The organism is Sutcliffiella sp. FSL R7-0096 (assembly GCF_038595065.1).
GTDB lineage: Bacteria > Bacillota > Bacilli > Bacillales > Bacillaceae_I > Sutcliffiella_A.
Window position 1 is genome coordinate 4,001,310 of the sequence record NZ_CP152003.1, and the last position, 22,031, is coordinate 4,023,340.

Sequence of the window (22,031 nt, forward strand, 5' to 3'; positions counted from 1 at the left end):
TTTATTAAGATTCTTTTGCCATCCATGGTATCAATAGCTGCACTGCCATGAGCGATACTATGACCCAAGGAATGGTTGTTGGATTGATTTCTGCCGAGAAAATCATAAATATGACAATGCCCAATCCTCGACCAATATTTATAATGGATTCTCTCAACACCACCGATTCCACTCGGAAGTTTTCTTTCAATGGCAGATGATCCAGCCATCTATAATAATGTGCGGCATATGTATTTGCCTGTAATGGCTTAAAGATTGATCCTATTGACATGAAGAGGACAACAGTCCAGATGGAAATATCCCATAATAGAAAAACCGTGGAGAAGGTCATCCCAAAAGCAGCTACAAACAGATATGTCTTTGTCGCATCAAGCCTTGCAAAGCGGGAAATAACATAGCTTGCAAGGATGGAAAGCATCAAAAACAACATGTTCATATAGCCGACGAAACTTTCATCAGGAAAAATATCATACAAAAGTATATGTGGGATATACATCAACACGCCTTGCGGGAATCCAATGATGAACCACCCTAGAAGCACAAGTCCAAAACCCGGCTTCTTTGTCAATAATAGTGGGAGAAACTTCATATAATAGGCTTTATGATGAGTGGTTTCTTTTTTCATCCTGAGACTTCCCAACGCCGCTACTAGAAACATTATAAAGGCAAAGGAAAAGACCATGATATAGCCAGTCAACTCTGTATATAAACTAATGATGAAGCCTGCCATGGCAGGGCCTAAAAGATTCGCACCACTCATGGTGATCTGGTTCCAACCCAAATAACGATGTCTATTGTCATTATTGGAAACATCATAAACAAGGGTGAAGTAACCAATCCAATAGGCTGCTTGGGATATCCCTTTCAAGAGGGCAAATAAGTAGAAATAATCGACCATCCATTCTTGGGTTAACACAATACACAAATAGAAAAATGCGGTTAAGAAAATACCATATCGATACATGGTCAACCTGTCGCGCCTTTTCGCCACTTTTCCGAGGAATATGGTCATAACCCCTTGTGAAAGGATGGCGATCAGGTTAAAGAGGCCGTTAATCAATAGGCTGTTCGTTAACCGCCAGAGATACAGATTGATGAAAATCATCGATAATGCATTCCCAAATTGAAAGATGCTTTGGTTCACCAGGGTAATGACTGCTTGTTCTGAAAATCTCTTTTCCTTCGATACTTTAAATCTATCCAAGATCATCTGAACACTTCTCTCACTTTAAGAGTTTATAAAAATTACTAGACCCATAAATCGGCCGATAGCTCTCCCCTGCCAACTCATAGCATTGCAATCTTATTAAAACGGCTTGTGTGCTTGCGTTCATATCCCCTTCAAACAAGCCCTCACTCAAATGAACAGCCTCTGGCATATCTGGGTAATACTCGCCTTTCACTTGTGCGACATTCGGGGCGGAAGGGGAATTCCCTGACTCCCTGGAAAAGCCCCCATCAGGCCTCTTGAGTTTTTTCATGTTCTCAGCTGTAATTTGGATGATTTCTTCCAGTTCCTGATGTGGAATGTCCCGTTTTATATAGGATAAAAGATTAATAGGATTTCGAATATAGCACATGTCATGTGCTTCTTCGGTACGAAGGCAAGTCAACAAGCTTTGATAGATTTTTTCTGTATTTGGCATCGGCAGGTTGAACCTGCTATAAAATCCATGTAACTTAAATGTGCCGGAAATCCTCACATATAAACTGCCGTCCCCCCATAAGCCAGTCACTGGGTCCTGAATACTCTCCAGATACCTCTGTGCCTCTTCCAGGAAAGGGCGCCTGTCCTCTTCGTTCATTTCTCCAATATACATACAAGAAGATCCCAATAAATCGCATCCGCGCCAGCTGTTTCGCATATCGATGCTTTTCCATTTTTCCAAATAGCTTTCTGGTGTCTTTACATAAGCCGGCGCCGTTTTTGCCATCAGGGGGAGAGGATGGCGTGGATTACTGCCAAGCTTCCCCAATGACCCAAATGAATAACTTAATGCCCTGTGCACCATCACTTCGTCCTTTTTCATTGCTGGATTCTCATCAAAGAAGTAGCCTGTCATCGAATCTTGCTTTTGTTGATAAAAAGCAATCATTTTATCTGCCATTTGTGATGGTATATCCTTTAGCAGATTGTTTCGGATTAGAATGTTCAATGCTTGGGAGGTAGATTCAATGTCTGGCTCATAAAGTTTGTGATGGATGGAACTCCTGGCATAATAGAACCCTCCTGTTTTGGGATCATACTGTCCTGCCAACCATGGAAAAAAGCCTTCAAACAAGATATCTATCTTCTCAAGCCCCTCCATAACCCCTGTGCTAGTAGTCATTTCAAACACTCCCCACTTTAAAAATAGATTTCTTACTCCTTCACAGACCCAAGCAAGGCACCCTTCGTGAAATGCTTCTGTAAGAATGGATAAACAAGCAAAACAGGAATGGTCGCTACCACTATGACTGCCATCTTCACCGTGATTTCAGGTGGCGCCACATCCATCATTTCGGATCCATCGTAGTTAATCCCCGTTGCCAGGACGACAATTTGACGCAGGAGGACCTGTACCGGCCATTTTGATGCATCATTGAGATACAGAATTGCATGCATATACGTATTCCAATAGGTGACAGCATAGAATAATGAAATAGTTGCAATCGCTGGCATCGAGCATGGAATGACAATACGGAATAACGTCCCAAAATCACTACACCCGTCAATCCTTGCCGCTTCTTCCAAAGAATCAGGCATGTTTTGGAAGAAACTCTTTAGGATAATGAGGTTAAAAGCATTCAATGTCACCGGAATGACCAACGCCGCCAACGTATCAAGTAGACCTGTATACTTTACAACTAAGAATGTTGGAATCATCCCGCCATTGAATAACATTGTAAATACGACAAAAAACAACAGAAATCTTCTTCCCACTAAATCCTTCTTAGAAAGTCCATAAGCTGTCAGGATGGAAAAAAACATACTCCATGCCGTACCTAGTACTGTCACACCGATGGATACCCCCATCGCTTTAAAGATGGTATCAGTTGAGAAAATGTATCTATAAGCATCTAAGCTGAATACCGTTGGAAACAGGAGGAATTTTTTCTCTGCCAGTTCTGCATTGGTGGCAAAAGATGCTGCGATAACATGAAGAAATGGCAACACGGTAATTATTGCAATAAGTCCTAGTAAGAAGAGGTTCGTGTAGTTAAAAAGACGACCTCCTAAAGTTTTATCATCCACCATTTTTTACGCCTCCTTTGGCATTTAATATACGCCTTCTTCTCCAGCCTTCTTGGCTAACCAGTTAGCACCAATAACCAAAATAAGACCAACTATTCCTTTAAAAAATCCAACAGCTGTACTGTAGCTGAACTGCCCCTGCTGGAGACCGACGCGGTACACATACGTGTCAAAAATCTCCCCAACTTCTCGATTGGAAGCATTAAGCAGCAAGTATACATGTTCAAATCCAAGCTCCAATACATCTCCGATCTTCAAAATTAACAATACAATGATGACTCCCTTGATTGCAGGAAGTGTAATATGCCACATCATCTGAAGACGGCTTGCCCCGTCGATTCTCGCCGCTTCATAAAGTTGCGGATTTACCGCTGCAATGGCAGCAAGGAAAATAATTGTCCCCCACCCGGCTTCTCTCCATATAACTTGGAGGATATACATAGGTCTAAACCAATCTGGATTCAAAAGGAAATTTATCTTATTAAATCCCAACCACTCAATAATTCCATTTACTAATCCCCCGTCTAAGGTCAGCATGACAAAACTTATGGATACAATGACAACCCAAGACATGAAATGAGGGATATAGATAAGGGTCTGAACACTTCTTTTAAATAATTCGATTCTCACCTCATTCAACATCAACGCAATGATGATTGGAATCGGAAAGAAGATAAATAGATTTAGTGCAAATAGAATTAACGTATTGCGGAATATGTTCCAAAAGTCCGGATCTGAGAACAACCGAGTAAAATGCTGAAACCCAACCCACTCACTACCAAGGATTCCTAAGTATGGCTTGTAATCTTGGAATGAAATGATTAATCCGTACATCGGAATATATTTATAGATGAAAAAGTATAACAACCCCGGCAAGATCATTAAATAAATCATTTTATTTTTCCATATTTGCTTCTTTAACTCTGCTCGACGATCTAGCTTAGGTGGTACAGGATTACTATTTAGTGCTAAGTCATTTTCCGTCTTCATGTCCTCTCTACCTCTCCCCTATTATTCATATAGTCCTTTCACCCTTCTATGTGGATTGCAAAAATTCATTCATTACTCAAATCTTAGAAAAGCGCTTACATTACGTCTATAATCAATACAGTACATTGGAGGGGTAAGGTCTTGGAATGCTTACTGTTAGTGTTTAATACCTAACAAATTGATTATTCGAAAATACTGAAAATTATTTTATAATCTTAGTAGTCATCCATAATGAAAAAGGAGGTCCATCCATTGAATCAAATGATATCGGTCGCTAAAGATGGCAATGCAGATTTCACCAACATTCAAGATGCAATCAATCATGTCCGGGTACATCCTCTTCAACCTGTTACCATTTTCATCAAAGATGGGATCTATGTAGAGAAAATTACCATTCCAGATAATAAGCCATATATCAAGCTGATAGGAGAAAGTGAAGAAGGAACTATCATTTCGTATCACGAATCAGCAAAAATGAAAGATACCTCCGGCACCCCTTTGGGAACTTTCCGAACATCTGTGGTTTCCATTTTTGCCGATAACATCAAACTGGAGAATCTGACAATCAGAAATAGTGCTGGTTTCGGAGAAATAGTCGGTCAAGCATTATCTCTATATGTCTCGGGTAGACAGAATCAATTTAAGAATATTAGGCTATCAGGTTATCAAGATACTTTATACACCTCACATGGAAGCCAACTCTTTCAGAACTGCTATATAGAAGGGGATATTGACTTCATTTTTGGAGCGGCTACTACCTTATTTCATCAATGTGAAATACATAGTTTGCGCAGGGGCTACATTACCGCAGCTTCCACCCCAAAGACCCAAAAATATGGTTTTGTGTTCTTGGAGTGCCGTCTAACTGGTGCAGCCAAAGCGGACAGTGTTTATCTTGGCAGACCATGGCGGCCCTACTCCCACACTTATTTCATTCGAACTTGGATGGGTCCCCATGTTAAAAGGGAAGGCTGGGATAATTGGAGAGACGTAGCAAATGAAAAATCCGCCAGATATGGAGAATATGAATGCATGGGACCAGGGGCCGAATCCGAAGATAAAGTTCGTGTCGACTGGGCAACCGACCTTTCAAGCAAAGACGATTTGCCGTTGACTATTGAAAGTGTTTTCCCGGATTATCATAGCTGGTAGTTGCCTATTCCTTCAAAAAAATCCATATTTAAATTCGAACCCAGCAATAGCAAAAGGACTGTCATATCTTCATGACAGTCCTTTCAGTGTGTAGACCAAGCTTAAAATAATGAAATTCTCAGTTGATCGCAGTGGAAGGAGCGAAGACTCCTGCGGGAGGAAAGGACATGGAAGACCCCGCAGGGCGTAGCCAAGGCCACTGAAAAACCTAATAACTTATCTTTTTTTATGGTTTCTAGCTGTTGATTGGAGCAAAAGGCGAAGACTCCTGCGGGGGGATAGCGACAATCTTGAGACCCCGCAGGGCGTAGCCCGAGGAGGCTTCCGGACTGCCCGCGGAAAGCGAAGCTCCTGCAACGGAGATCAACTCTTCCAACAGATAACCTAACTAGTTTATAGTTTGTCAACAGTCTAAAAGGACTGTCATATCTTCATGACAGTCCTTTTTTAAATCTAGTTACCTGCTGATTCGTTAAATTCGTCGATGATTTCTTGACCACCTTGATCTAACCATCTCTGTACCGCTTTTTCAAATCCATCCTTATCGATTTGGCGGAGAATATATTGATAGGTCGCATCCTGGATAATGGTTCTCAATCTTTCCCCATTTGCTAAGAATGCATCAGAATCAAGAGTCAATGTTGGGTCGGCAATCAAGTACTGCTCATTTTCAATAAATAACTCTTCAGACTTAGCTTTCGGCTCATAAGTATGATACCCTTCGTAACGTCCGTTTGTTTCAGGTTCCCCAATCTCAATAGCCTGGAATGGTTTCACTTCTCGGTCATTCTTAGCCGTATCCTCTGCTGGTTGTCCCATTCCATCTATCACTGAATAATGCTCTCCTTCAATTCCCCAGAAAATCAAGTTAGAGACTTCAGGACTCATTAAATCATTGAAAAATGCTAGAATTCTTTTTAATTCTGCTTCCGATTTTACAGAGGATTTCGGGAACATGACGACATTTCCGTAGCCTGGCAAACTCCAAATTCCGTATTCACCATGTGGCCCTTCAACATAATTGTGTACATCGAGTTCTGCATCAGGATGTACTTTCGCCAAGTCAGTATAGAGGCTCTGTACATCCCCCATAGAACCTACATAGATTCCTGCAGTTCCATTGATGAATAAGGCTTGCTGATCATTTTTACTTGTTACAGGGAAGTCCTGGTTCATATAGCCATTTTCATGCATGTCCTTGAAATAATCCAAAGTCTGCATGTACTCTGGGAACATGAAAGCTGGTCTTAACTTTCCATCTTCTCCTTCGCCCCATTCATTAGGTGTCCCGAACCATGAAGCCACTGTATAAAATGCCCCATATACTAAGTCACTGCGGTCTGTAACACCGATTGTATCCTTTTTGCCGCTCTTGTTTGGATCGTTTTCTGTGAATTGCTTGGCCATTTCAAAGAATTCTTCCGTGGTAGTAGGAGCTGATAAGCCTAGGTTGTCCGCCCAGTCTTTACGATAGATAATTCCTTGGCGGGAGAGTGGCCTGCCTTGATAAAGGGCATAGACTTTATCATCCACCCTTGTATTCTCGATAATCTGATCCTTTAGTTTACTTAAGTTTTCATAGTCATCAAGATATGGTCCAATTTCCCAAAATTGATCATCTCGAATTGCATCCTTGAACTGATTGAATGTTGTCTGATTTTTCATAAATACCGCTTGTGGAAGAGATCCAGTGGCAAATGCAGTATTCAATCTTTCCTCATAGTTATTATCCGGCACCCATTGAAACTCTAATGTCGTGTTTGTCTTTTCTTCCAATAATTCTTTAATTTTATCCTGTGGTACTTCTGGTGTATGAAGATTTGCCATGATAGAAATAGTATACGGTTTATCACTATCAATTTCTGTATTTGAAGCGCTTTCATTATTGCAAGCACTTACAAACACCAAGACCAACGAAAGAAGAAGAAAGGCGAAAGTTTTTTTAGTTGCTTTCATATTTGATTACCCCCAAGTAAATTTCTTGACTACTTTAATGATAGATTACAAAAGTCCTTTTTGTATACAAACAGTTTATCTTTGGTGAAAATTTCAAATACTCCAATAAAAGAATACGCTTTCATTTCTAAGAGTTGCTACTCCCCCTTTCTGATCAATTGAGACGATCGCTTGTGATTGCTCAGCGTCATCTTAAATCGTCTAAAGTAAATTTAATTCAGAATTTTCAATTAGAATATAATCAATTGCTCATGTTATGGGTGAAAACCATTGATACCATAGGCATTCTTTGAAGGAAACTTATAAAATGATTACACTATTACGCTCCTGATATTTTGGTGCATACTGTACACCAGATGGAGGACACTGATAAAGTATATAATTCTAAGTTTTGGTTAAACACCGCTGTTGATTTCCACAAATGGCTTCGCTTTCCGGGCTGGCTGGGCCCTGCGAGGTCTCGATATTATTGATATTCCCCCAGCTTGAGTCATCGCTTTTTTCTCCAGTCAACAGCTAGAAAACCATCAAAAGCAAAATGTTTTTCAGTTGCCTCCTATAGATATAAGAGGTTAATCAGCATCGTGATCCATCGAAAAAAGCCGACGATTACCGTCAGCTTTCATCCATAATATCTTTGGAGTTTTGCTCAGATTTGAACCCAAGCTCTCTTTTAGCATTACTTGTATCCCATGGAGCACCAGGATTATCTGAAACACCATAGTAAGTTCCATACTTTACATCTGCTTCTACTGCTGCTTCAACAAGATTGACAACATCCTCTCTAGTAAGCAGTGTATGCACTAGTCTATCATTGTCCTCTATACTTTGTACTTCATCCTTAGGAACAGATGCTATCCTTAAATTAATTACAGATACATCTTGCTCATCTGAAAACAACCTGCCTACATTCTCTGAAGCAAGTTTCAAAATCCCATACAAACCTTTAGAGTATGGATAATCCTTGGTGGTAATTTTCCTTCCTAATAAGGATTTTCCTTGCTCTTCATAGCCATCTGTTACATGGTTACTGCTCGCAATAATCACCTTTGGAATGTTCCGTTTAGTCGCCACATCCAACAGATAGTATCCAGCTTTGAAAAAGACCTCTGTCATTTGATTGAACTGTTCTATATCCTCGATGTGCTGATTGGTCTCTGTAGCAAGTAAATTTACCAATACATCTGTATCATGGGGAATTCCCTCTAAAAGCTCCTCATAATTGGTAGCATCAAGTTGAATGTATTTTGGTGCCTCCTTTTGTTCTTGCTTATCACAGACAATGACCTCATACTTACTTTGGAGTCCCTCTAATAATATGTTTCCTATTGTTCCGTTTCCACCAAGCAATACAATTTTTTTCATACTGTGTGCCTCCAGTAATAAAAATTATTTTCTCGTTACTCCTTGACAATCCTCTAATTCGATAGAGTTTTCTGATACAATATCCACTTCAACATTGGAAAATTCTGTATCGTGAACATTGGAACAATATATACCATATTCAGCCTTAATATAGATATCTTTAAACAAAAGATTGTGTAAAGGCTTCTCGGGAAGCCCTTTCAGTAAAATTGCTCTCTTTGCCCCTGAACATGTTATATCCTTGATGGTGATATCCCTAAATACTGGTGTTTCATCGGAATAAGCAGTGGTTTCCTTTATTTCATCCTCGGGTAGTTCATAAAACATATGAAAGACAATAGCTTCATTTTTAATTCCGAGCATGTTAATATTATCCACCAAGATATTTTCCACTGTGCCACCACGTCCTCTTGTACTTTTAAAACGCAAACCGGTGTCTGTCCCAAAAAAAGTACAATCAGTTATTGTAACATTCCTTACACCGCCACTCATCTCACTACCGATGACAAAGCCACCATGACCACTATAGACTTTACAGTTCTTGATGGTAATATTCTCGCAAGGGGTTGCAAGCATCCTCCCTTCTTCATCCTTCCCGGACTTCAAACAGATGGCATCATCCCCAACATCAAATGTGCAATTTTCTACATAGGCACCGTTACATGACTCCAAATCCAGGCCATCACCATTTTGTGAGTACCAAGGATTTTTCACCACTATATTCCGAATGGTCACATTTTCACATAGCCAAGGATGAATACACCAGGCTGGCGAGTTTTGGAAGGTCGGCCCATCAATTAATATATCTTTACTTTTCCTGAAACTGAGCATGTTTGGCCGTAAAAAATGTTTGTACTTATGGTACTTCTCGATATCCTTTGACCCTTTTTCTTCCAATGTAGCAACACCGGCCGCTCCTTCTAACGCACTTTCAGATGGCCACCAAATCTCCTGTTCTTTATCAACAACACCGGAAGTTTGAATCAATTGATTCCATTGAATATCTGTCATCTTGAATTTTTTCACGGGCCTCCACGCATCCCCTGACCCTTCGAAAATACCATCGCCCGTGATGGAAACGTTTTCAATTCCTTCCGCATCAAGCGGCGATTGGCACCTCACTACTTGCTTTCCTTCAAATGAAGAATATATCAAAGGATAATCTTCTACATTCTTGCTGAATAAGATAGTGGCTCCATCGCCAAGGTTTAGATTTATGTTACTTTTCAAAAGAATAGGACCCGTCAACCAAATTCCAGCCGGTATCTTGACGGTTCCTCCACCCTCAGCGGCACACTCGTCTATAGCTTGATTGATTGCTATAGTGTTACTTGTTTTTCCATCACCAATTGCACCATAATCACGAATGTTATATTCAACATCCCGTAATATTGATGTTACCGCTTTAACATTTCCACTGTTACTATTCATCAACTACCTCCATAACATTAGATTTATCAATCATTATATAAGAAGAAGATAGATAGCTTAATAATCATTTTCTTAGGCAATAAGCGAAATAAAAAAAAAACACCCATTATTGAACTAATGAATGTTTAAAAGCATAGATAACTGCCTGAGTCCGGTCCTGCACCTGTAATTTTGCAAGGATGTTACTTACATGTACCTTCACTGTCTTAAGGGCGATAAACAGCTCATCCGCAATTTCTTGATTTGATTTCCCGTGTGTCATGAGAAGTAGAATTTCCATCTCCCTATTGGTAAGTTCCTCATGAGGTAGGATTTCTGTTTTTCTACGCATTTTCTGCATCATTTTGCCCGCGACTTCCGGTTCAAGAATGGATTGTCCTTTATAGGTGGCACGGACTGCATTGGCAATTTCACTTGCTTTGGAGGTTTTCAGCATATAACTGGTTGCTCCTGCTTCAAGGGCAGGATAAACTTTTTCATCATCTAGGAAGCTTGTGACGATGATAATTTTTGCCTCTGGCCATTGTTCCATGATTCTCTTGGTTGCTTCGATTCCGTCCATTTCTTTCATAACAAGATCCATTAAAATGATATCCGGTCTATGCTCCAAGGCAAGCCCCACGGCAGTTGAGCCATCATCCGCTTCTGCAATTACTTCAATATCAGGTTGAGCAGACAGATAAGCGGTTACACCAATCCTTACCATTTCATGATCATCTACAAACAATACTCTAATCATTTGGTCAAGCCCCCTCTACATCTAGTTTCGGAACTTTTACTTCAAGTCTCGTTCCTTCATTTTCCACACTGACTATCTTTAATGTACCGCCCAGTTCCACTGCCCGTTCATGCATATTTTGCAACCCATAGGAGCCAGCCTTAGCCTGCTCAACAACAAAACCTATCCCATCATCCACAACACGGAGTATGATGAGGTTTTCTCTTTGAATAAGCAGAACCTCTACCACATTTGCTTTTGAATGCCTTAATATGTTGGAAAGTGTCTCCTGTAAAATTCTAAAAAGGTGATCCTCGACACCTTTATCAATAGTAAAATTCTCTATCTTCCACGTTATTTTCATTGGAACCTTTTGAATGAGTTCAATTAACAGCTCTTCGGCTCCTTCCTGCAATGTTTTACCTTTTAGAGCAATAGGTCGTAAATGCAGAAGTAAAGCTCGCATTTCCAGTTGGGATTGATGAATCATTTCTTCTACCAAACGAAGCTGTGTTGACTCATTTTTTTCCTTGTCCTCACTCGATTCTGTCAAAGCAGACATGAGCATAGAGGCAGCAAAAAGCTGCTGACTTACAGAATCATGAAGTTCTCTCGCAAGTCGGTTTCTTTCCTGTGAAACAATTTCTTGAATCCTGTTTTCAAGATCTTCCGCCTTTTCATTTGCGATTTTTTGGGAGAGCTTTGTTTGTTCTTGAATTTGTCCATGTAGCTTCCAAACTACTTCTTCAATAGAGGCTACCTCCTGAACACCACTGCCAGGAGCTTCCCACAAACTTCTTCCTTGTTCCACCGCTTTTAATTCATCAAAAACCATGTTCCATTGCTTTTTCCAAAAGAGTCCAGATAATAAACCGAAAATAATGCCCAGCCCAATACTCACTATGGTGGTGAATAATATAAATGGTAAATCCCAAACTTTAATAATCCACAAGGCTTCCAAACTGATTACCGGGAAGAAGATTAAAGTCACCACAGCCAGCACAATAAAGCTAGTAAATGAGATAAGCGTCGAATACAGAACATGTCTTGTTACTACACTCATATTCTTTTCACCTCTATGCTTCCTACAAAGACAGAGGTCACAATTTTCACTTTCTGTGTGGCTTCTTTATAGTTTTCTGTGTGGAAGTGCACTGTCTGGTTAAATATACCTTTCTCTTCGTGCTCCAAAATGGTTGTAGAGCCTACCATTACGGAATGCTGGACGCTTAGTTCTACTTCATAAGGAATTAATATTTGAATATTACCAATCACATTCCTGATGAAAATGGTCGCTTCCCCTTTTGGTAGTACTGTATAGCTTAAATCGATAGTCGTGTCGCTGATTCCACATTGAATATTCACATCATCCCAAGTGTAGGATTGATCCGGCGTTTTCTGAGCTCCAAATAATTTGTTTTGAAACCATTTTTGTGGTTGTCTAATGACGGATTCTTGTCGCTCCGGTCGAATTACAGGATTTATCATGACAGGGTGCTTTTTTGCTTGGAGGTACTGATAAACAACATACAGTACCGTTGCAACTATTAGAAAATGGAAAGTCATCGTATTGAAAATAGAGATTAAAATGGATAACAAGCCGATCACAAAAAGGGCTTTTCCGATTAACCAATGCCACTTTCTCTTCCCAATATACATAAGGAAACCTGAAAATAGGAAGGAAAATACAAGGCCCGTATTAAAGAAAAGGATTTCCAAAATAAAAATGAAAGCCCCCATAAAGATAATAAAGCTAAGGTAATCCGACTTAATCTTATTTAACATGCGCCTTGCACCTCCCTTTGGTTTTTAATTAGTGCATGCAGCCTAAAAAGGCATAACATGCACGCCTTTTTAGAATAGCAGTTTTTACTGAGAAAGAGAATGCGTTTTTTCCTCTGTTTGGCTCATTTCTTTTTCAAGTACCGCAATGCGGGCATCAATGGTATTGCGGTGATAAGCTGAGTTCACTTGATGCTCCAAGCGGTCTAAATAGCCTTCCATTTCATTGAACTTTGTGTAGGAATGGTCCCCTTTGCTGGAATCCACAACCTGATTCATGCGGTGGGTGGCACGCGCTACATTTTCCCTTCCCATCAATTCCATCCGTTTTATATACATATCCTTCAAACGATGCTTCATTTCTTCGTACTTCTGCTCAAGATTCGATAAATCCCCTGTAACTTTTTCTAAAGATACTTTTAAATTGGCAGCTCGATCTTGGTATTGCTGATATTCGCGGTTCGCAAACTCTAGCAATTCCGCCTCTCCTGCTTTCTCAGCGATAGCAGCCTGGACTTTACGCTTCTCAGCAAAGTTGCTTGCCTGGTGATGCTCCCGAACAAACTCTTCCTTTAGCAAGTTCTGCCTCTCCACTAGTTTGCGTACTTTTTCCACTTCTCTTTCACAGTCACGTAAATATTGATTCAGCATCGCAATAGGATTTTTCTGTTCCTTTTTATCTAATACCTCATGAAAATCTGCCGATATCGTTTGTTTAATTCGTGAAAATAGATTTGTCACTGTTCATCTCTCCTTATTATTTGTTTGGTACTTTCTTAAAAACACCGCTGTTGATTCCTTTAACAGCATTATTTGTTTAAAGAATTCCATTGTCTTTCAAAGTTGGTGAACGGGTCTCCTGCTTCGATCATGTCACTACTTTCTTTCGCCTTGTTCCAGTTTTTATAAACGACATATAAGATGTACGCTGCTACAACCGCCAGGACTGCAGGGACATTGGCGATGGAAAAAGCAATTGCGATGAAAGCGATGAATCCCCATAGGAATTTAGTACCCGTTGAATCCGTACGAATGAATTCTTTTACTGCATAATAGGTGACTACCAAACTGACAGCCAAGCCTAATAGTGGACCTATGTTGGCAAGCAAAACAAAGAATGCGATGACACCTACTAAAAACAATCCAAATTTTTTCATATATTGTTCCTCCCTTCTATGTCTTTATCTTACCTTCGTAAAAGGTTTCGTATAATGAGCCTCAGCCATATTTTGAGATAAGACTTGGGGCGTATTGGAAATAAGACTGAGTAGTTTTTCTTGCAACCACAACAATCATAAAGAGCACTTAGTCTATTAGCCTCTTGAAACTCTACTCATTTATTGATAGAATCTTCTGAAAGTAGTACTTTAACACGCAATACCTTCTTTATTTTTCACACTGTTTGAAAATAATGATTAGGAGGCGTTTTTGTATGCAAAAAGAGAAATTGGTCCATTTAATTCCGTACAAACTGGAAAACCAGTTATTTGAAACTCATCAAATCCCTGAAGGCATCGAACTAATCCAAGCCCCTGCCATTTGGCATGCTGGATATAAAGGGGAAAATGTGGTGGTAGCCGTCATCGATACTGGCTGCGATACACAGCACCCTGATCTTGAAGGCAGAGTTATCGGTGGAAGAAACTTCACGGACGATGATAATGGCGATCCAGAAAACTTTACAGATTATAACGGCCATGGAACCCACGTAGCAGGTACGATTGCCGCAATCAATCCTGGTTCAGGTGTTATCGGGGTAGCCCCGGAGGCTAAATTACTCATCCTCAAAGCACTTGGAGGCAAAAATGGGTCTGGCGAGTATGAATGGATTATTAATGCAATCAATTATGCCGCTTCTCAGAATGTGGACATTATCTCTATGTCACTCGGTGGACCTATCGATGTACCTGAACTTCACGATGCAATCAAAGCAGCCATTTCCAATAACATTCTCGTCGTATGCGCCGCCGGTAATGAGGGAGACGGGAATCAATATACGGAAGAGTTTTCCTATCCTGCAGCCTATACAGAAGTCATCTCTGTCGGTTCTATCAATCTTCAACGTAAATCCTCTTACTTTACTAACTCGAATAACGAAATTGATCTTGTTGCGCCTGGTGAAAAAATCATTTCCACTATACCAGGAGGGAGATATGCCGTTTTCAGTGGTACATCCATGTCAGCCCCACATGTTGCTGGAGCGCTCGCCTTAATTAAGAAGCTTACAGAAAAGGAGTTTGGCCGAGTACTTTCTGAGCCTGAGCTATATGCCCAACTAATTAAAAGAACCATTCCCCTTGGCTATCCAAAAAGCTTGGAAGGAAATGGACTCCTCTATTTGACAACTCCAGAGCTTTTGGCCGATTATTTGCGACAAACCAATATTGCAGAAACCATTGGCGTGTAACATGAAGGCTCTTTTCTCAAAGATCGTTGCTATTCCCTAGTAAAAAGTCGGCAATTGGACTTTTTACTGCGTACTTACTCTAAAAATGCAGTAGTATATTTAGTACTGCAGGGAAAAGAGCACGAAAGTAAGGAATATTACGGTCGGTTTGTAAAGTACGGAAAAGCAACAAAGTATACGACCGAAAAGAGCCAACGTAAAAGAATAACAACATAAAAATTCCCCGGTCCCAAATGATGTACAAAAGGGTCGGGGAATTACTAATCCCATTCTAATGTTAAACCTATCGCCAATAAGATGGTACCTATCGCTTGAATCCAACTCCCCACCGCAATGAGAACTTCATTACTGACCTGAGAATGACCTAATACCATTCTTACTTCTTCTTTCAGTTGTCCCACTCCACCAATAGCCTGTAAAGTGTTCCCTATCACTTGGAGACTGTTGCCAATAACGATATAGTATTGGTTTGCACTTCCAAGAGCCGTTATCGCCCCCAATGCTTGAATGAGATCGCCACTTATCACTAACCTCTCCCCGGTATCACTAGAAAAATCAATGGCCAAACCTGTACTTACCGTCAGATTCCCTGTTGCTTGTATCATATTCCCTAGCTTTCCGTAAGTCAGTGTCGTTTGCGAATCAGCTTCAAGACCGTTTCCTGTCGCTTGAAGTACGTTTCCAACCAAACCTAACCCTTTCCTGCCATTCTCATGAATGGGTAAAGAATGGGTACTCCCAGTTGCCGCAACCACCGTACCTATCGCTTGTGTCCAAGCACCTATCAATTGTTTGGAGTTTTCTCCCATAAGCCATTCCGCCTATCTTATCGATCATCTTATCACCATATACGGCCGCATCATTTCGTAGTCCTCATGTTCTAGCATATGACAATGCCACACATAAAGTCCGTAATAGGGACCAAAATGCATGATGATTCTCGTCACTTCATTCGGATTTGCCCTTACGGTATCCTTCCTTCCCCTTTCCTGAGGTTCTGGCGGCATACTTGGCCCTTGGTAGTCTATTATTTTCTCTTTATTATATTTATCTACATCAAACATGCGTCGGTCAAGTATCTGAAAGTCTACCAAATGGATATGAATAGGGTGGGTATCTGGAGTAAGGTTGATAAAACACCAGATTTCCGTGGTCCCAAGCTTGGGATTTTCGGAAATTGGGGCGTCCCAGCCCTTGTTATCGAGTAACATGATTTCCCGTCCATACTGATCCATCAAATGATCGAGTGTCAAATACCTTCTTCTGACCGCGGTATTTTCAGATAGGACAGGAACCTGTTCCAATGCTGCAGGAATACTACTGGTATCAATATACGCAAGCTTGGAAGTTACATGGAACTGCATCACATCCCTTACTTCATTTCCCTGCTCCCCATCTGGAAAAGGGGCAGGCGCGTCATTAATCATCGTAATCCGTCTGCCGGAAAGATTGGTGAAATCGATGATTATATCTGCCCTTTCAGCAGGTGCTAGAATTATCTCCTTTATTCCGATCGGGTGTGGCAATAGTCCCCTGTCGGTGCCCACTTGAAACATAAGCTGGTCTCTATCAAGCCTTAACCTGTAGAACCTGCTGTTTGATCCATTCAATATCCGAAAGCGGTATTTTCTTGGTTCCACTCCCACAAATGGCCAGACCTTACCATTCACCAGTATTGTTTTTCCAAAAAACTCGGGAACAATGGAGGTTTCCAGTTCATGTACATGTTCAGCTGGCTGTCTCGGATAATAAAGGGAACCATCCTGATTAAATGTCCGGTCCTGTAGTAATAAAGGAATGTCATATTTACCTGATGGCATATTTAAACATCGTTCCTTTTCACTTCTTACCAAGTAGAAGCCAGCCAGACCTGCATATATGTTCAACCTTGTAATTCCGATAGCATGGTCATGATACCATAGCGTACAAGCATTCATGGGGTTGTCATAGTGATAGATCTGCTTAACAAATTTCTCCCCAACCTGCTGAAATCCGTTAGTAAACCAAGCATCCGGATAGCCGTCACTCTCAGGCTCGACCACCGCCCCGTGCACATGGACCACTGTCCTTACCTCAGGGACATCATGATGAGCGCCATGGACCGTAAAATCTATTGGCAAAAGATGAACTGGAGGCAATTGGTTTTTCCACTTGATATACACCCTTTCCCCACTCTCTACTTCAATGGTCGGTCCCGGGAAAATTCCTTCATACCCCCACATGGTCGTCTCCGGCAATTCGCTATGCACCGACACTTTGCACTCCTTCATGCATACCTCGTAATACGTAAAGCCGCCCCCTTTATGTAGAGGCTTTAATACCGGCGGAATGGGGAGTGCATCCTTGTATTTTGTCAGGTTATCAACTATACGCTTCTGTTTTCCAGACAACAAGAAATCCCTCCTTTTACTTTTATTCATGCTTTAACATATTCGGCTAATACGATGAATATCCAAAGCAGAAAGATAAAAAGAAAAGTCAGGGTTGTATAAAAATACGTATAATGTTATTTTTATTAATATTATAAACTATCATTTTACTTATTCTAAAGGGGACAAAGCCTATGAGTACACAATCTGCCAAACAAACATCTTACCCCAAACAAACAGGGGCACCTACCTATTCGACTTCCCAAGTCCTGAAATTCGCCATTCCTTCTTTTATGGGAATTCTTCTTTTCCTGATTCCGGTATCTTTCAATGGAAATGTGACCATTGGACTCGGCATCATGGCGGACTGGGTATTGACTACCTTTGGTGGGGCGATTCCCACCTTCATGACAATCGTTCTAGTAGCTTCTGCTATTAGCAGTTTACTAGTGAAGATCATACCCGTCCCATTCCTGAAAAAAGATAGTTTTCTTGACTCCTTACTGAACGTAGGCGCTATATGGCTTGCACTGCGTGTATTAGGGGCCACATTTGCTGTAATGACGTTAACAGAAATTGGCCCTAGTTTCATCACATCCGAATTTACGGGAGTCATTGTTCTATATGACCTTATCCCTGTTCTGACTGTATGGTTCCTATTTGCAAGTCTCTTCATGCCACTTCTATTAGAGTACGGTTTAATGGATTTCATTGGAACGCTTGTCAGAAAAGTAATGCATCCCCTATTCAAGCTGCCGGGACGTTCCTCCATTGATGCCATGGCCTCATGGATGGGAAGTGGGACAGTCGGGGTTCTCTTGACCACACAGCAATATGAATCCGGCTATTATACGAAAAGGGAAGCGGCTGTCGTTGCCACCAACTTCTCCATTGCTTCGATTGCCTTCAGTTTGGTCATAGCCAAGTTTATTGGGATTGATCATATGTTTGTACCTTTTTACTTTACAGTAGTGGTTACTGGAATCATTGCAGCAGTCATCTGCCCTAGAATACCGCCGCTCTCCCGCAAAAAAGATACTTATTATGAACCTGTCGGACAAAAAATCGATGAGAAGGTTCCAAGCGGGGTGTCGAGTTTCCGATGGGGGCTACAGCAGGCCGTCGATAAAGCGGGACAAGTAAAGAGTGTAAAGCAAGTCGTTAAAAAAGGGATTCATAATGTAGTGGATATTTGGATGGCACTGATACCACTTGTGATGGCCCTCGGGACAATCGCCTTAGTCGTAGCAGAATATACGGAAGTCTTTAATATTCTATCTTACCCATTCATCCCTTTCCTTCAACTCTTGCAGATTCCTGAAGCCCATGCTGCCGCACCAGCCATGATTGTGGGGTTTGCAGATATGTTCCTTCCGGCAGTAATCGGAAGTGGGATTGAATCGGAGCTTACCAGATTTGTCATTGCAGTTATGTCATTGACGCAGTTGATCTATATGTCCGAGATCGGGATTCTCTTGATAAAATCCAAGATTCCATTATCCATTTGGGAACTGTTTATCATCTTCCTGCAACGAACGATCATTACATTGCCTGTTGCAGCACTTATGGCTCATTTGTTCTTTTTCTAATTATTATAGACTCGATAACACACCGCTGGTGATTTCCGCAATGGGCTTCGCTTTCCACGGGGCGCTTGCGGAGCCTCCTCGGCTAGGCCTGCGGGGTCTCCGCTAATCGCTACCTCCCGTAGGACAAGGAAGGCTCCGGCAGCGATACATCGCACGAAGAAAATGCGTAGCATTTTCGAGGAGTCTTCGCCCTTTGCTTCAATCACCAGCTAGAAATTTGATATAAAAACATATAATAAAAGCTCGCCTTTTCCACTAGTGGAATGGGTGAGCTTTTTGTGTAAAGCACTTATTTATTTTCTTGCCTCATGCACTTTCAACTGTTTTCCTTTAATTGTGCGGTTCTTCATCTCTTTCAATACCACAGGCCCTTTTCCATTAAGGATTTCCACATATGTTTGATTGTCCTGAATGGATATGATTCCTATATCTTCTGATGTCAGGCCTTCAATTTGGCAAATGGTACCTACAAAGTCCACCGCTCTAATTTTCTTTTTCTTACCACCGTTAAAATAGAGCTTCATGATATCCTGCTCCAATCTGGCGCCTCTTTCTAGCTTTCTGGTTGGCCTATTCGCTATCTTCTCTAAAAAAGACTTTTCAGCTTTTGAGACAAGATCCCGATTTGGCGCTTCAGCTTTTGAAAGCCTATCCCCAATATAACGCTCGATTTCACTCAGGTGATCAGTTTCCCGCTCCGTCACTAACGTGATAGCCTTGCCGGATTTCCCGGCTCTCGCTGTGCGGCCGATACGGTGTACATATCGCTCTTTGTCGGAAGGGATATCATAGTTTATGACTAGACTTATATCTTCAATATCTATTCCTCTTGACGCCACATCCGTTGCAATAAGATAGCGGAAATCCCCTCGTTTGAAAGCATTCATCACTGAAAACCTGTCTTCCTGTACAAGGCCGCCATGCAATTTACCACAAGGATAACCGGCACGGTGCAGTTTACGAAAAACCCTTTCCACTTCTTCTTGGGTAGCGCAGAAAATTATACAGCTATCAGGGTTTTCCACTACTGTAATGTCCTTCAATATCGCGAATTTCTTTTCTTCTTCTACTTCATATACAACATTCTCAATCCTTTGTGTTGTAATACCCTCGGCTTTTATATCAATAAAAGCAGGATCTGTCATGTATTCTTTGGATAATTGTGAGATGTCTTCCGGCAAGGTTGCGGAAAACAACATGGTCACCCGTTTCTCGGGAAGCTTTTGGATGATTGCCTCCACTTGATCGATAAACCCCATGTTTAACATCTCATCCGCTTCATCAATGACTAGATACATCAGTTTATCCACCTCAAGCGTACCTTTTTCAAGATGATCCAGTACTCGACCAGGTGTACCTACCACTATATGAGACTTTTGTTTCAATTCAAGCTTTTGCTTATGAAAGGATTGCTTTCCAAAAATAGCGGTAGCTTTGACCCTCTTGTAGCGGCCGATATTCGTTATATCGTCCTTCACTTGGGCAGCAAGTTCCCTAGTTGGGGTAAGCACCAAAGCCTGTGGCTTGTTTTCTTCCCATTGGACAAGCTCACAGAGAGGAACAGCAAAAGAAGCTGTTTTCCCGCTGCCTGTTTGCGATTTCACAATAATATCCCTTTTCTTCAGGGCAATAGGAATTACTTCTTTTTGGACATTAGTCGGCTCTATATAGTTAAGACTTGTTAATGCTTTAATGATCTCTTCTCCAAGCATAAATTTCTGGAAAGTTCTATTCATGATTTGAAAACCCTTCTTTTTCTGTAAATTTTACGGCGATCTCCATTACTTCCGATCTGCTGCCTATACGCAAGGGCGGCCCCCAAAAGCCGAAGCCGGATGAGACAAATGCATGCATCTGACCTTTTTTCAGATAGCCCCAATCCAATTCGAACAGCCTTTTGGTAATCAGGTGGTTTGGTGCCATTTGTCCCCGGTGGGTATGGCCGGATACGATAAGGTCCACGCCACTCTCCTGGGCTTCCTTAAACTCTGCAGGCTGGTGATCCATCGCAATCAGGGGTATAGTATTGTCTAATTCCATGTCTTTCACCAGTTGTTGGAACGATTTCCTCCTTGAATCCGTTTTATCTTTCCTGCCGAGCAAATAAATACTTTCTTCTACCTGAATGACCTCGTCCATCAAAATGCGGATATCCACCTTCTCCATTTCTTTTAGAAACTCTGGGATCTCTCTTCCATAGTATTCATGGTTTCCTAAAACGCCATATATACCGAGTGGGGCACGGAGTTGTTTCATGATAGCTCCCATATTCTTCTTTTGAAAATGTTCCGGCTCATCATCAATGATATCTCCCGGCAGTAAAATGATATCGGGCTTAATGCGTTCTATCGTTTTTATCAACCTTTTGGCATGAGCAACACCTGATAACTTACCAAAATGCATGTCTGATGCAACAGCTATATGAAGTTTTTCCCATTTATTCTTTTTTGGGATGGTCACTTCGTATTTTCTGATGACCGGGCTATATGCATTATATATACCAAAGGCAAAAATACCAGTAAGCAAAGTAGCGGTGATCGTCCCAACCCAGACAATAGCAGTCTCACTTTCAACTCCCGATAAACCAAGTAGCAAGATAGCAAGGTTAGCTACCGGGAACAAAAGCAACCCATACTGGATATACCCAAACCATATCGAACCCACGATGGATAGCGAGGAAAGCGACTTTACCATTCTTCCTAGAATATAAGCATAGGAAAAAATGGCGATGGCTAACCAATACAAAAATTCTTGGTTGAATGAGAACACTACCTTTAACCATACCAACCCATTCCAACCGAGATAAATCATCAAAATATTATATAACGAAAAAAATGCAATAATCGATAATACCCGACCAGCCTTCACGAAAGCAACTACTCCTTTAATACGATAACTAGATTCTATTCATTATAGCCAATAATGCCGTGTAAAGCGAAGCACCTAGAACGAATATCGACTACTCAATGCATTAAAATAGGGCAAAAAAACAGTCGTTTGTATAAAGGTAGTTCTTTTCCACCAATGCCTGCGCTTC

At 41.1% G+C, this 22,031-nt stretch carries 19 protein-coding genes; 3 read left to right on the forward strand and 16 right to left on the reverse strand.

The features are described from left to right. Window positions 1-4: 4 nt before the first annotated feature. From MKY77_RS20565 to MKY77_RS20580, 4 genes are all read right to left on the reverse strand, one after another. Window positions 5-1,144, reverse strand: coding sequence for an MFS transporter (locus MKY77_RS20565; protein ID WP_342515459.1), 1,140 nt, complete (start codon window positions 1,142-1,144; stop codon window positions 5-7). Between the two features lie 79 nt (window positions 1,145-1,223). After that, on the reverse strand, window positions 1,224-2,330 hold the full coding sequence (locus MKY77_RS20570; protein WP_339147509.1) for a hypothetical protein: 1,107 nt from the start codon (window positions 2,328-2,330) through the stop codon (window positions 1,224-1,226). Window positions 2,331-2,362: 32 nt separating this feature from the next. Further along, window positions 2,363-3,238 (reverse strand): carbohydrate ABC transporter permease, encoded by an 876-nt coding sequence (locus MKY77_RS20575; RefSeq protein WP_339147510.1) that lies wholly within the window; start codon window positions 3,236-3,238, stop codon window positions 2,363-2,365. 21 nt (window positions 3,239-3,259) lie between these two features. Beyond that, window positions 3,260-4,225 (reverse strand): sugar ABC transporter permease, encoded by a 966-nt coding sequence (locus tag MKY77_RS20580; protein WP_339147511.1) that lies wholly within the window; start codon window positions 4,223-4,225, stop codon window positions 3,260-3,262. Window positions 4,226-4,486: 261 nt separating this feature from the next. On the opposite strand from MKY77_RS20580, the gene MKY77_RS20585 reads away from it, so the two are divergent. Then, complete coding sequence (locus MKY77_RS20585; protein ID WP_339149876.1) at window positions 4,487-5,377, forward strand: pectinesterase family protein; 891 nt, start codon at window positions 4,487-4,489, stop codon at window positions 5,375-5,377. Between the two features lie 453 nt (window positions 5,378-5,830). Here the strand turns inward: MKY77_RS20585 and MKY77_RS20590 are convergent, their stop codons facing one another. The 8 genes from MKY77_RS20590 to MKY77_RS20625 all read right to left on the reverse strand — a co-directional run bounded on the left by MKY77_RS20590 (window position 5,831) and on the right by MKY77_RS20625 (window position 13,786). Further along, complete coding sequence (locus MKY77_RS20590) at window positions 5,831-7,333, reverse strand: extracellular solute-binding protein (protein ID WP_339147512.1); 1,503 nt, start codon at window positions 7,331-7,333, stop codon at window positions 5,831-5,833. Between the two features lie 615 nt (window positions 7,334-7,948). Beyond that, window positions 7,949-8,698 carry an NAD(P)-dependent oxidoreductase gene (locus MKY77_RS20595; protein ID WP_339147513.1) on the reverse strand — a complete coding sequence of 250 codons (750 nt, stop codon included), beginning with the start codon at window positions 8,696-8,698 and terminating at the stop codon, window positions 7,949-7,951. A gap of 24 nt (window positions 8,699-8,722) precedes the next feature. Further along, the gene (locus tag MKY77_RS20600; protein WP_339147514.1) at window positions 8,723-10,129 is read right to left on the reverse strand and encodes a glycosyl hydrolase family 28 protein; all 1,407 of its coding nucleotides are present in this window, start codon (window positions 10,127-10,129) and stop codon (window positions 8,723-8,725) included. A 106-nt stretch (window positions 10,130-10,235) separates the two neighbouring features. Further along, complete coding sequence (locus tag MKY77_RS20605) at window positions 10,236-10,868, reverse strand: response regulator transcription factor (RefSeq protein ID WP_339147515.1); 633 nt, start codon at window positions 10,866-10,868, stop codon at window positions 10,236-10,238. Between the two features lie 4 nt (window positions 10,869-10,872). Then, window positions 10,873-11,910 (reverse strand): sensor histidine kinase, encoded by a 1,038-nt coding sequence (locus MKY77_RS20610; protein ID WP_339147516.1) that lies wholly within the window; start codon window positions 11,908-11,910, stop codon window positions 10,873-10,875. Beyond that, entirely contained in the window at window positions 11,907-12,632 is a 726-nt protein-coding gene (gene liaF, locus MKY77_RS20615; RefSeq protein WP_339147517.1) for a cell wall-active antibiotics response protein LiaF, read from the reverse strand. The genes MKY77_RS20610 and liaF overlap by 4 nt, the downstream gene beginning before the upstream one ends. Window positions 12,633-12,716: 84 nt before the next feature. Then, on the reverse strand, window positions 12,717-13,370 hold the full coding sequence (locus tag MKY77_RS20620) for a PspA/IM30 family protein (RefSeq protein ID WP_339147518.1): 654 nt from the start codon (window positions 13,368-13,370) through the stop codon (window positions 12,717-12,719). A gap of 68 nt (window positions 13,371-13,438) precedes the next feature. Continuing rightward, a complete protein-coding gene (locus tag MKY77_RS20625) occupies window positions 13,439-13,786 on the reverse strand; it encodes a flagellar basal body rod protein (protein WP_339147519.1) in 348 nt (115 codons plus the stop codon). A 275-nt stretch (window positions 13,787-14,061) separates the two neighbouring features. Here MKY77_RS20625 and MKY77_RS20630 point away from each other — a divergent pair, with 275 nt between their 5' ends. Next, entirely contained in the window at window positions 14,062-15,036 is a 975-nt protein-coding gene (locus tag MKY77_RS20630; RefSeq protein ID WP_339147520.1) for a S8 family peptidase, read from the forward strand. 260 nt (window positions 15,037-15,296) lie between these two features. Here MKY77_RS20630 and MKY77_RS20635 read toward each other — a convergent pair whose 3' ends face one another. Then, a complete protein-coding gene (locus tag MKY77_RS20635) occupies window positions 15,297-15,845 on the reverse strand; it encodes a hypothetical protein (RefSeq protein WP_339147521.1) in 549 nt (182 codons plus the stop codon). A 24-nt stretch (window positions 15,846-15,869) separates the two neighbouring features. Further along, a complete protein-coding gene (locus MKY77_RS20640) occupies window positions 15,870-17,426 on the reverse strand; it encodes a multicopper oxidase (protein ID WP_339147522.1) in 1,557 nt (518 codons plus the stop codon). Between the two features lie 173 nt (window positions 17,427-17,599). Here MKY77_RS20640 and MKY77_RS20645 point away from each other — a divergent pair, with 173 nt between their 5' ends. Then, the gene (locus MKY77_RS20645) at window positions 17,600-18,994 is read left to right on the forward strand and encodes a YjiH family protein (protein WP_339147523.1); all 1,395 of its coding nucleotides are present in this window, start codon (window positions 17,600-17,602) and stop codon (window positions 18,992-18,994) included. 293 nt (window positions 18,995-19,287) lie between these two features. Here MKY77_RS20645 and MKY77_RS20650 read toward each other — a convergent pair whose 3' ends face one another. Further along, window positions 19,288-20,733: a DEAD/DEAH box helicase gene (locus MKY77_RS20650; protein WP_339149877.1), complete on the reverse strand. Its 1,446-nt coding sequence runs from the start codon at window positions 20,731-20,733 to the stop codon at window positions 19,288-19,290. After that, the gene (locus tag MKY77_RS20655) at window positions 20,723-21,805 is read right to left on the reverse strand and encodes a metallophosphoesterase (RefSeq protein ID WP_339149878.1); all 1,083 of its coding nucleotides are present in this window, start codon (window positions 21,803-21,805) and stop codon (window positions 20,723-20,725) included. The genes MKY77_RS20650 and MKY77_RS20655 overlap by 11 nt, the downstream gene beginning before the upstream one ends. Between the last annotated feature and the right edge of the window lie 226 nt (window positions 21,806-22,031).